General features: G+C 70.8%; 14 protein-coding genes. 6 read left to right on the top strand and 8 right to left on the bottom strand.

What is annotated here, in order from left to right; translation table 11 throughout:
• The 6 genes from mftE to mftA all read right to left on the bottom strand — a co-directional run.
• Positions 1 to 611 (bottom strand): mycofactocin biosynthesis peptidyl-dipeptidase MftE (gene mftE / locus G6030_RS10095; RefSeq protein WP_182643023.1); only part of this gene is annotated, 611 nt, incomplete at its 3' end.
• A 6-nt stretch (positions 612 to 617) separates the two neighbouring features.
• Entirely contained in the window at positions 618 to 1,433 is an 816-nt protein-coding gene (locus tag G6030_RS10090; protein ID WP_182643022.1) for a mycofactocin-coupled SDR family oxidoreductase, read from the bottom strand.
• Between the two features lie 45 nt (positions 1,434 to 1,478).
• Positions 1,479 to 2,702: a pre-mycofactocin synthase MftD gene (gene mftD, locus G6030_RS10085; protein ID WP_182643021.1), complete on the bottom strand. Its 1,224-nt coding sequence runs from the start codon at positions 2,700 to 2,702 to the stop codon at positions 1,479 to 1,481.
• A gap of 60 nt (positions 2,703 to 2,762) precedes the next feature.
• A complete protein-coding gene (gene mftC, locus G6030_RS10080) occupies positions 2,763 to 4,022 on the bottom strand; it encodes a mycofactocin radical SAM maturase (RefSeq protein ID WP_182643020.1) in 1,260 nt (419 codons plus the stop codon).
• Complete coding sequence (gene mftB / locus G6030_RS10075) at positions 4,019 to 4,345, bottom strand: mycofactocin biosynthesis chaperone MftB (protein WP_182643019.1); 327 nt, start codon at positions 4,343 to 4,345, stop codon at positions 4,019 to 4,021. Before mftB ends, mftC begins: the two co-directional genes overlap by 4 nt.
• A gap of 1 nt (position 4,346) precedes the next feature.
• A complete protein-coding gene (gene mftA, locus G6030_RS10070; protein ID WP_063971908.1) occupies positions 4,347 to 4,433 on the bottom strand; it encodes a mycofactocin precursor MftA in 87 nt (28 codons plus the stop codon).
• A gap of 112 nt (positions 4,434 to 4,545) precedes the next feature.
• Between mftA and mftR the strand changes: the two genes are divergently transcribed.
• The 4 genes from mftR (at position 4,546) to G6030_RS10050 (ending at position 6,679) form a co-directional block, all read left to right on the top strand.
• The gene (gene mftR, locus G6030_RS10065; protein WP_241724284.1) at positions 4,546 to 5,142 is read left to right on the top strand and encodes a mycofactocin system transcriptional regulator; all 597 of its coding nucleotides are present in this window, start codon (positions 4,546 to 4,548) and stop codon (positions 5,140 to 5,142) included.
• A gap of 65 nt (positions 5,143 to 5,207) precedes the next feature.
• Entirely contained in the window at positions 5,208 to 5,714 is a 507-nt protein-coding gene (locus tag G6030_RS10060; RefSeq protein WP_007632734.1) for a hotdog fold domain-containing protein, read from the top strand.
• Between the two features lie 60 nt (positions 5,715 to 5,774).
• On the top strand, positions 5,775 to 6,272 hold the full coding sequence (locus G6030_RS10055; RefSeq protein ID WP_182643018.1) for a hypothetical protein: 498 nt from the start codon (positions 5,775 to 5,777) through the stop codon (positions 6,270 to 6,272).
• Positions 6,272 to 6,679: a transcriptional regulator gene (locus G6030_RS10050; RefSeq protein ID WP_007632736.1), complete on the top strand. Its 408-nt coding sequence runs from the start codon at positions 6,272 to 6,274 to the stop codon at positions 6,677 to 6,679. Before G6030_RS10055 ends, G6030_RS10050 begins: the two co-directional genes overlap by 1 nt.
• Here G6030_RS10050 and G6030_RS10045 read toward each other — a convergent pair.
• Together G6030_RS10045 and G6030_RS10040 are read right to left on the bottom strand one after the other, a co-directional pair.
• On the bottom strand, positions 6,599 to 7,465 hold the full coding sequence (locus G6030_RS10045) for an ABC transporter permease (protein ID WP_007632745.1): 867 nt from the start codon (positions 7,463 to 7,465) through the stop codon (positions 6,599 to 6,601). The two genes, G6030_RS10050 and G6030_RS10045, sit on opposite strands and share 81 nt — an antisense overlap.
• Complete coding sequence (locus tag G6030_RS10040; RefSeq protein ID WP_007632747.1) at positions 7,462 to 8,514, bottom strand: ATP-binding cassette domain-containing protein; 1,053 nt, start codon at positions 8,512 to 8,514, stop codon at positions 7,462 to 7,464. Before G6030_RS10040 ends, G6030_RS10045 begins: the two co-directional genes overlap by 4 nt.
• A gap of 131 nt (positions 8,515 to 8,645) precedes the next feature.
• On the opposite strand from G6030_RS10040, the gene G6030_RS10035 reads away from it, so the two are divergent.
• Positions 8,646 to 9,041, top strand: coding sequence for a VOC family protein (locus G6030_RS10035; protein WP_007632749.1), 396 nt, complete (start codon positions 8,646 to 8,648; stop codon positions 9,039 to 9,041).
• Positions 9,042 to 9,138: 97 nt separating this feature from the next.
• Positions 9,139 to 9,969: a CoA ester lyase gene (locus G6030_RS10030; RefSeq protein ID WP_007632751.1), complete on the top strand. Its 831-nt coding sequence runs from the start codon at positions 9,139 to 9,141 to the stop codon at positions 9,967 to 9,969.
• Positions 9,970 to 10,015: the final 46 nt, after the last annotated feature.

Below are 10,015 nucleotides of genomic sequence, written 5' to 3'. Positions count from 1 at the left end.
CCCAGGACGCCGGACGGACTCACCGCGGCGACCCCGCCGTCGCGCATCGCGGGCAGGATCTGCGGCAGCGGCCGGACGCAGCCGCGGGCCGCGTGCTCGACGCGCACGAGGTCCGGGTGCAGGTGCAGCATGAGCGAGGTCTCGGCGTGCCCGGCGTGGGTGTCACGGGGGTTCTCAGCGGTGCGGCAGGACAGCCACGCGGCGTCACGGCCCTCGTGCCGCAACCGCGGGACCGCGCGGCGGAGGGCGTCGACGTTGCCGCCGTGACCGTTGACCACGAGCAGTCGGTCCGCCCACGAGGACACGGACCTGCCGAACTCGAGCAGCAACTCGGCGAGCGCCGCGGTCCCGATCGAGACGGTCCCCGCGAACGACTGGTGTTCCCCGCTCGAGCCGTAGGCCAGGGCGGGAAGGACGCGGACGGTGACGCCGGTCGCCGCGTGGGCCGGGGCGCCGGTGGCCGAGTCGGCGACGGCGCGGGCCGTGGCCTCCGCGAGGAGGGTGTCGGTCTCCGGCGGCAGGTGTGGACCGTGCTGTTCGGTGGCCCCGAGTGGCAGCACGGCCAGCACGCCGCCGCCCGGCCGTCCGTCCGCGCCGGTCGCGCCCGTCATGTCGGGTCAGACCTTGATCGCGCCCATGTCGACGGTGAAGGTCGAGGCGGTGATGGTGCGCGAGGCGTCCGACGCGAGGAACATCACCGAGTCGGAGATGTCGTCGGTGCTGGCCATGCCCATGCCCAGGATCGGGGTGAAGTGCGGCAGGAACTGCGGCATGTTGTTGAACACCTCGAGCGCGTCGGGGTCCTCGGCACCCATCGGCGTCTGCACGCCGTAGGGGTGGATCGTGTTGACCCGGATGCCGTGCTCACCGAGCTCTTTGGCGGCGGTCTGCGCGAGGCCCACCACGCCGTACTTCGAGGCCGAGTACGGGGACTGCACCGGCATGGCCTTGAGGCCCGCCACGGAGCTGACCAGGATGATCGAGCCGCCGTTGCCCGCGTCGAGCATGTGCGGGATCGCGGCCCTGAGGGTCTTCCAGTACCCGGTGAGGTTGATGTCGATGGTGTCCTGCCACTGCTGCTCGTCGAGCTCCCACACCTTGCCCCAGTTGCAGATGCCGGCGTTGGCGATCACCACGTCCAGACGCCCGCCGAAGCGCTCCACGCCGCGCGCGACGAGGTCCTGCTGGAACGCCAGGTCCCGCACGTCCCCGATCTCGGCGCAGATCTCCCCGCCCTCGGCCTCGACGCGCTCGATGGTGTCGGCCAGGTCATCCTCGGTGGCGGTCCGGTACTTGACGTACTCGGACGGCGCCGCGCACAGGTCGAGGCCGATGATCTTGGCGCCCTCGCGGGCGAACCGGATGGCGTGCTTGCGGCCCTGGCCGCGGGCCACGCCGGTGATGTAGACGACCTTGCCGTCGAAATCTCTCATGGAGGAGGCGTCCTTTTCTCTGGGTTCTCGTGGGGTGGTGGCGGATCAGGCGCCGAGGCGGCGCATGAAGCCCTCGGGGATGACGTAGTCGTCGCGGTTCAGTTCGGAGATCGACGACTTGCTCAGTCCGATGAGGCTGGAGTCCAGACCGGAGCGCATGATGTCGAGGACGTTCTCCACGCCGGCCTGCCCGTTGGCACCCAGGCCCCAGAGGTAGGCGCGGCCGATCATCACGGCGCGGGCGCCGAGCGCGAGCGCCTTGGCCACGTCCGAGCCGCGGCGGATGCCGCCGTCGAGCAGCACCTCCACCTGGTCGCCGACCTCGTCGACGATCGGCGCGAGGCAGCGGATCGAGGCGGGGGTCGCGTCGAGGTTGTTGCCGCCGTGGTTGGACACCGAGATCGCCGTGACCCCGGCGTCGACGGCCCGCTTGGCGTCGTCGATGCGGGTGATGCCCTTGAGCATGACCGGGCCGTCGTAGTTCTCCACGACCCAGGCGATGTCCTCCCACGTGGCCGGCGGGGTGTTCATCCACTCGCCGTAGGCGCCGAAGAAGGAGGGCCCCATCTCGCCCTGGTTGACCAGGTTGGGGGTCGTCAGGTCCGGGAAGCGCTTGTTGACCACCACGTCGCGCGCCCACTCGGCCGCCCAGCGCGGCCGCACGGCGATCTGCGGCGCGAGGGTGACCAGCGCCTTGGCGTCGAGGGTCTCGGGGATGGCCGGGCTACCCCAGTCCCGTCCCATCGAGAACGACCAGTCCGTGGTGAGGATGACCCCGGCCGCGCCGGCGGCCTTGGCCCGCTCGAGCCGGCGCAGGACCTGCTCCTTGCCGCCCAGCCAGTACACCTGGAAGAAGGTCTGCGGGTTGGCCGCGATGACCTCCTCGATCGGCTTGGAGGCGAACGAACTCAGTCCCATCGCAGTGCCGCGGGCGGCCGCCGCACGGGCGACGTCGACCTCCCCGTTCGGGGTGACCGCCTGCACGCCGGTGGGCGAGATCATCACCGGCAGGCTGATGGGCTGCCCCATCACCGTGGTGGCCATGTCGCGGTCCTGCTTGGCCCCGATGACGTGCGGCTTCGGCTCGAGTTCGGAGAAGGCGTCCATGTTGTCGCGGATCGTCACGCCCGCCTCGCTGCCACCGACGAGCGCCATGTACACGCTCTTGGGCAGCTTCTTCTTCGCTCGACGCTGTGCCTCGGCGACGGACTCGAACCACGGGTTCTGCCGCCAGGGGTTGGCCTCGGCGATCTTGGACAGACGGGACACGGCGGGGGTTCCTCCTACGGGATTCGGTCCGGGGGCCGCGGGTCGGCTCGGGACGCGCGGTCAGATCGGGGACTCGTCGCACAGGCTGGTGGGCCGGCGCGGCGGGGTGGTGATGAGCGTGAGCGGCACCGGGCCGGCGGGCTGCTTGCGCGCGGCCAGCCCCTTGGTGCGCGAGTGGTCCTGCGACGGCGCCGGGATGGCGCGCTCGGCGGCGAGCAGGCCCTCCCCGTGGCCCTGGACGCACTCGGGGTCCGGGCCGTCCATCGGCAGGCCGGTGAAGAACTTCGCGGCCATGCAGCCGCCGCGGCAGCTGTCGTAGAACCCGCAGGACCCGCACGCGCCCGCGGACTGGGGCTCGCGCAGCTCCCGGAACAGCTCCGAGGTCTGCCACACCGACTCGAACCCGCCGTCGGCGACGACGTTGCCGGCGAGGAAGTTGTCGTGGATGGCGAACGGGCACGCGTAGACGTCCCCGATCGGGTCGATCAGGCACACCACGCGGCCGGCGCCGCACAGGTTGAGACCAGGCAGCGAACCCTGGCCGTCGCCGAACGCGGACAGGTGGAAGAAGCTGTCGCCGGTGAGCACGTTCTCGCCGTGCGCGACCAGCCAGTCGTAGAGGTGCTTCTGCTGCTCGGGCAGCGGGTGCAGGTCGTCCCACACGTCGGCACCGCGACCGGACGGACGCAGTCGCGTGATGCGCAGGGTGGCGTCGTAGCGGTCGGCGAGCGCCTTGAACTCGTCGAGCTGGGTGACGTTCTCGCGTGTGACCACCACCGAGATCTTGGCGTCGGTGAAGCCGGCGTCCTTGAGGTTCTGCAGCGCCCGCACGGCCATGTCGAACGAACCCGGGCCGCGGACGGCGTCGTTGACCTCGGCGGTCGCGCCGTCGAGGGAGATCTGCACGTCGACATAGTCACTCGCGGCCAGGCGCCGGGCGACCTTCTCGTCGATCCGCACGCCGTTGGTGGAGAACTTCACGCCCACCTGGTGGCTGGTGGCGTAGTCGACGAGCTCCCAGAAGTCCGAGCGGACCGTGGGCTCGCCGCCGCCGATGTTGACGTAGAAGACCTGCATCTTCTGCAGTTCGTCGATGATCGCCTTGCACTGCTCGGTGCTCAGCTCCCGCGGATCGCGCTTGCCCGAGGAGCTCAGGCAGTGCACGCACGAGAGGTTGCAGGCGTAGGTGAGCTCCCAGGTCAGGCAGATCGGCGCGTCGAGCCCGCGCTCGAACTGGTCCACGAGTCGGCCGACGGGAGCCGGCGCCGCGGCGGTGGGCGCCGCGCCGGACGTGGCCGGGCGGTCGAGCATGCTGGTCATAAGGTCTCCTCGATCATGCGCGAGGCGGCGAGCTGGCCGAGCGCGTGCAGGTACAGCCGGGCCGTGCCCGGGTCGTCGATCGGCACCCCCGCTGCCGCGCACGCGGCGCGGGCGGTGGGATGGTCCGCGAGCGTGCGGACCACCTCGACGATGGTCGGCGACTTGAGAAAGCTGAGCTTGCGGGTGTGGAAGTGGTAGAGCAGGGCCCCGAACGGCTCGGGCCGCAGGGCGACGCCCGGGTGCAGGCGCCAGCCGGCGTCGAGATCGAATGCCGCCGGGGCGGCCGTCTGCCCGGCGCCGGCCGGCGCTGCTGCGGAGGTCATCTCAGTAGACCCCGCACATGCCGTCGATCGAGACCTCCTCGATGAGGGCCTCCTCCAGCACGACCTCGGTGTTCTGCGCGTTGTCCATCTCGCGTCCTTCCCTCCGGAACTGCGGGAACCCCACCACGGGCGTGGTGAGACCCGAATCATATTGGCACTTGGTGCCAGTGGCAAGGATCACTGATCTAGGCTCTCGTGTCATGGGAATGACGGGAATGACCTCGGGACGGACGCCCGGACGTCGCCCGTCGACCACCCGCGCGTCGATCGTCGACGTGGCCCTCGACCTGTTCGCGCGCCAGGGTTACGAGGCGACCAGCGTCGATCAGATCGCCGAGGCCGCCCACATCTCGCGGCGCACCCTGTTCCGCTACTTCCCCGGCAAGGCCGCCATCGCGTGGGGCGAGTTCGACGAGCAGATCCAGCTCATGTTGGGGTACCTGGCCGGCGTCCCGGAGGACACCCCGCTGCGCGACGCGCTGGCGGACGCCCTCATCGCGTTCAACACGTTCCCGCCGTCGCAGACCGAGGTCCACCGCCTACGGATGCGTCTCCTCCTGGGCGTGGACGAACTCCAGGCCCACTCGACGCTCGTGTACGCCGACTGGCGGCGGGCCGTGGCCGGGTTCGTCGCCGACCGGCGGGGCGAGACGGTGGACGACCTCGTGCCCGCCGCCACCGCCCACGCCGCTCTCGGGATAGCGCTGTCCGCCTACCGCCTGTGGGTGGCCGAGCCCGGGGCGGACCAGGATCGCCTCCACGAGCTCCTGCGCCGCGGGACGCAGATCCTGTCCTGACGAGGTGAGCACTCGCGCGCCCCGGATGGCCGCGGGACAACTTACCGGCGGGTAACCTCGTCGTCGTGACCGATACCCCGCCCCGCCCCACCGCCGACACCTCCACCTACCGCCTGTGGAAGACCGCCACCCGCCTGCCGTTCGGGTCCCGCCTGTTCAGCGCGGCGGTGAGCCTCAAGGCCCCGTACTTCCGCACCGCCCACCCGCACGTCACCGAGCTCCGGCCCGGACGCTGCGTCGTGCGGGGGCCGGGATGGTGGGGCAACCGCAACCACATCGGCACCTTCCACGTGATCGCCGCGTGCAACCTCGCGGAGATGGCGATGGGCATGCTCGCCGAGGCCACGGTGCCCGCGACCCACCGCTGGATCCCCGTGGGCATGAACGTGCGCTACCCCGCGAAGTCGACCGGCGGGATGACCGTCACGGCCGAATGGACCGAGCTGCCCGACTTCGCGTCGATGACCACCGGGCGGGACGTCGAGGTCCCCCTGCGGTTCGTCGACGACGCGGGGGTCGAGCCCGTGGTCGGCAGCATCACGATCCGGGTCTCGCCCAAGAAGAAGGCGTGACCGGGCACCAGTCTTGATTTTCCCTTGCGGAAACGGAAAGTAACTCCTATCGTTTCCGTTATGGAAAACAACGCGTCGTCCCCGTACGACCCCGCCGCCGCCCTCGCCGACGTCGACTCGGCCCGACGCTCCGTGGCCGACAGGCTCATCACCCCGTGGTGGTACCACCCCGCCCTCGGCGCGATCCTCGCCGCGATCATGCTGGTGGCCGCTCTCGACCTCCACGACGTCGTCCGCCTCGTGGTCTCCCTGGGCGGGGCGATCGGCATCGGCCTGCTGGTCGGGGCCTACCAGCGCACCACCGGCCTGTGGGTCGACATGCGCAACCTCGGCCCCACCTCCCGCAGGTGGTGGTTCGCCTACGCGGTGATCGTGCTGGTGGTGACCGGGTCCTCGCTCATCCCCACCGCCGCGGGCCGGGCGCTGCCCGTCTGGCTGGCCGTCCTGCTCGCCGCCGTCGCCCTGGTCGCCACGATCGTGCTGGGCCGCCGCGTCGACAGCGCGATGCGCGAGGAGATCCGCACCGGCGCCGCCGCCCTCCCGAAGGCGCGTCGATGATGGCCAGGCGCGCCGCCGCCCGCTTCGACGACATCATCCACGCCCCCCACCGGCTGCGGATCTGCGCCCTGCTCGCCCCCGTCGAGTCGATGGAGTTCGGCACCATCCGGGACGAACTCGGCGTCGCCGACTCGGTCCTGTCCAAGCAGTTCAAGGTCCTCACCGACGCCGGCTACGCCACCACCTCCAAAGCCGCCGCCCCCACCGGGCGCGCGCGCACGTGGCTGGCCCTGACCCGCAGCGGGCGCAAGGCCTTCGCCGGTCACCTCGAGGCGCTGCGCGAACTCGCCGCCGCCGCGGAGGGCGAGCCGCTCGCCCGGAGCGCGTCAGTCCCGCGTACGGGCGTCGAAGGCCCGGATCGCGATCGGGGCGATGAGCACGGTCAGGCCGACGACCCACAGCAGTGACGAGAGCAGCGGGTACTGCAGCGGCAGCGCCGCCTCCGGCCCCACGGCCGGGGCGTTGCCCCACAGCTCCCGCATCGCCTGCACCACCGACGACAGCGGGTTCCACTCCGCGAACACCCGCAGCCAGTCCGGCATCGACTCCGGTGGCGCGAACGTGTTGGCCAGGAAGGTGATGGGGAACGTGGTCGTGAACATGACGCCGTTGACCGCCTCGATCGTCTTCAGCCGCGACCCCACGACGATCCCGATCCAGATCATGACGAACCCGAACCCGACCAGCACGACGTAGCCCAGCAGGGCGTCGAGGAGGTTCGAGCGAATCCGCCACCCCACGATCAACCCGGTCAACGACATCACCACCACCCCGATCGAGGAGTGGATGAGGCTCGACGCGCTCCGCGCGATGAGGATGGACGCCCGCTGGATGGGCAACGACCGGAAACGGTCGATGATGCCCTTGTTGAGGTCGTTGCACAGCCCCGACGCCACGACGAACGACGAGAACGCCATGGTCTGCGCCATGATCCCCGGCAGCAGCCACTCGCGGTAGTTCACCCCGCCCGCCACGGCGATCGCGCCGCCGAAGACGTACGCGAACAGCAGCACGAACATCACCGGCTGGATGGTGACGTCCGCCAGGTTCTCCGGCTGCCGCCGGATGTGGAACAGATTGCGGCGTACCAGCGCCGAGACCTGCCGGCCGAACGAGGGGCCGTCCGGGCGGGCAGGGACGACGAAGCCGTCCGCGCTGGTGGTCCCCACGGCGGGGTCCGCGACGGTGCTCATACCCGGTGCTCCTCCTCAGTGGTCCCGAGACCGGCGGTCTCGGATCCGGCGGTCTCGAGCTCGTCGACCCCGTCCCCGGCGGGCTCGAGTCGCGGGTCTTCCGCCTTGCGCCCGGTCAACGAGAGGAAGACGTCGTCCAGGCTCGGGCGCTGCAAGCCGATGTCGTCGAGCTCGATACCGGCCTCGGTGAACGCCGCGGCGATCCCCGCGAGCGCGGAGACACCTTCCGACGGTGCGGTGAGGCGGCGCGCGTCCCGATCGACGTGGAAGTCGGCGATACGGGTCGTCAGCACCCGCGCGGCCTCGTCGACGTCCTCCGGACGCGACACCGTGATCACCAGGCTGGCCGCCCCCGAGCGGTCCTTGAGCTGCAGCGGCGTGCCCTCCGCGATGACGCGTCCGTGGTCGATCACGATCACCCGGTCCGCGAGCTGATCGGCCTCGTCGAGGTACTGGGTGGTGAGCAGCAGCGTGGTGCCGTCACGGACCAGTCCGCGCAGCACGTCCCACAGTTCATTGCGCGACCGCGGGTCCAGACCGGTGGTCGGCTCGTCGAGGAACAGCACCGGCGGGGCCGCGACGAGACTGGCCGCCAGGTCGAGGCGGCGCCGCATCCCGCCAGAGTAGCTCTTGGCGACGCGGGTCGCCGCCTCGGTGAGCGAGAACTTCTCGAGCAGTTCGTCCGCCCTCGCCTTCACCGCCTTCTTCGGTAGCCCGTACAGGTCACCGATGAGCCGGAGGTTCTCCCGCCCGGTGAGCAGTTCGTCCACCGTCGCCGATTGGGCGGTCAGCCCCATCTTCTTGCGCACCAGTGCGGGTTCGGAGACGACGTCGTGGCCGGCCACCCGGGCGGTTCCCGAGGTCGGCGGACTCAGGGTGGTCATCATCCGGATCGTGGTGGTCTTGCCGGAACCGTTCGGGCCGAGCAGTCCGAGGACCGTCCCGGTGGGGACGGTGAACGAGATGTCGTCGACGGCGGTGAAGTCGCCGAATCGCTTGACGAGGTGTTCGGCCTCGATCGCCGGTGCGGACGTGGATCGGGTACTCACCCTCAAAGGGTGGCCCCCACCAGTGGAGTAGTCAACAGTCCCGCCGCGCTGTGCGGACAGATTCTGTCAGCAATGCGGCCCGCGGCGCCGGATCGGATGACGGCGGGCCCCGACCGGCCTACCGTCGTGCCATGCCCCGCATCGGTATCACCTCCGTCCACGTCGACGACCAGCCGCGTGCGCTGACCTTCTACACCGAGGTCCTGGGGTTCGTCCTCAAACACGACCTCCCCGCGGGCGACTTCCGCTGGCTCACGGTGGTCGACCCGGGCGACCCGAACGGCACCCAGCTACTGCTCGAGCCCGACCAGCACCCCGCCGCCCGGGCATACGTCACCGCGTTGCACGCCGACGGGATCCCCGCCGCGCAGTTCGAGGTGGACGACATCCACCGGGCACATGCCGAGCTGCAGGAGCGGGGCGCGCGGATCGTCCAGCCGCCCACCGAGATGGGCCCGGTGTGGACGATGATCCTCGACGACACCTGCGGCAACCTCATCCAGCTCGCCACCGCCCCGGACATCTGAGGCCCGGTTCCACGGGGCCGCGCCCGTCTTCCGCGACGTATCGTGGGGAGGCCAACAGCGCCTTCCGACGCCCCCGACCAAAGGATGACCGGTACCCGTGAGCCCCCAGTCGACCATCCCGCCGACCATCGCCCGTTCATGGCTCCTGCTGCCCGCGGACAAGACCGAGCGTTTCGACGACGCCGTGAACTCCGAGATGGACGTGGTGGTCCTCGACGTGGAGGACGGGGTGCGGCAGTCCGAGAAGGAGCGCTCGCGCCGTGAGGTGCGCCAGTGGCTCGAGGCGGGCAACCACGCGTGGATCCGCATCAACGACGTCCGTTCCCCGGAGTGGGAGAAGGACCTGATGGCACTGGGTCACTGCCCCGGGTTGGACGGTGTGATGCTGGCCAAGACCGAGAACGCCGAGCACGTCGCCCTCACCGCGGCCCGCCTGGCCGAGGGCACTCCGATCGTCGCCCTGGTCGAGTCCGCGGACGGCCTGGCACAGGCGGCGGAGATCGCCAAGACCGACCAGGTGGTGCGCCTGGCGTTCGGCGTCGGCGACTACCGTCGCGACACCGGCATCGGGTCGTCTCAGATCGCCCTGGCCTACACGCGTTCGCAGTTCGTGGTGGCCAGCCGGATCGCGCGCGTCGCCCCGCCGATCGACGGGCCGACCATCTCCAACGACACCCGGGTGCTCATGGACGCGGCGGAGCACGCCGTCGAGATGGGTATGACCGGGAAGCTGTGTCTCCGGGTCGACCAGGCGCCGTACATCAACGAGGTCCTCTCCCCCTCCGCCGCGGACGTCTCGTGGGCCGAGTCGGTCATCGACGAGCTCGGGAACGGCGGCGAGCGCTGCCGCGATGGGTCCGACCTGCCGCGGCTGGCCCGCGCGCAGAAGATCGCCCGGCTCGCGCAGGCGTACGCCGTCGCGCGCTGACGGAAGCCGCGGACGCCGCGCGCGTCGCGCGCGTCGCGGACACGGC

The sequence above is a fragment of the Dietzia sp. E1 genome, assembly GCF_014145015.1.
GTDB classification, from domain to species: domain Bacteria; phylum Actinomycetota; class Actinomycetes; order Mycobacteriales; family Mycobacteriaceae; genus Dietzia; species Dietzia cinnamea_A.
The sequence above is the reverse complement of the archived record's forward strand: the minus strand, read 5'-3'. Positions and strand labels throughout refer to the sequence as shown.

Bases quoted from the DNA above. Each gene is read 5' to 3' on its own strand.
- G6030_RS10090 (WP_182643022.1), bottom strand. From the start codon at position 1,433: ATGAGAGATTTCGACGGCAAGGTCGTCTACATCACCGGCGTGGCCCGC.
- mftB (WP_182643019.1), bottom strand. From the start codon at position 4,345: ATGACCTCCGCAGCAGCGCCGGCCGGCGCCGGGCAGACGGCCGCCCCG.
- G6030_RS10035 (WP_007632749.1), top strand. From the start codon at position 8,646: ATGCCCCGCATCGGTATCACCTCCGTCCACGTCGACGACCAGCCGCGT.
- mftR (WP_241724284.1), top strand. From the start codon at position 4,546: ATGGGAATGACGGGAATGACCTCGGGACGGACGCCCGGACGTCGCCCG.
- mftC (WP_182643020.1), bottom strand. From the start codon at position 4,022: ATGACCAGCATGCTCGACCGCCCGGCCACGTCCGGCGCGGCGCCCACC.
- G6030_RS10050 (WP_007632736.1), top strand. From the start codon at position 6,272: ATGGCCAGGCGCGCCGCCGCCCGCTTCGACGACATCATCCACGCCCCC.
- G6030_RS10045 (WP_007632745.1), bottom strand. From the start codon at position 7,465: ATGAGCACCGTCGCGGACCCCGCCGTGGGGACCACCAGCGCGGACGGC.
- mftA (WP_063971908.1), bottom strand. From the start codon at position 4,433: ATGGACAACGCGCAGAACACCGAGGTCGTGCTGGAGGAGGCCCTCATC.
- G6030_RS10055 (WP_182643018.1), top strand. From the start codon at position 5,775: ATGGAAAACAACGCGTCGTCCCCGTACGACCCCGCCGCCGCCCTCGCC.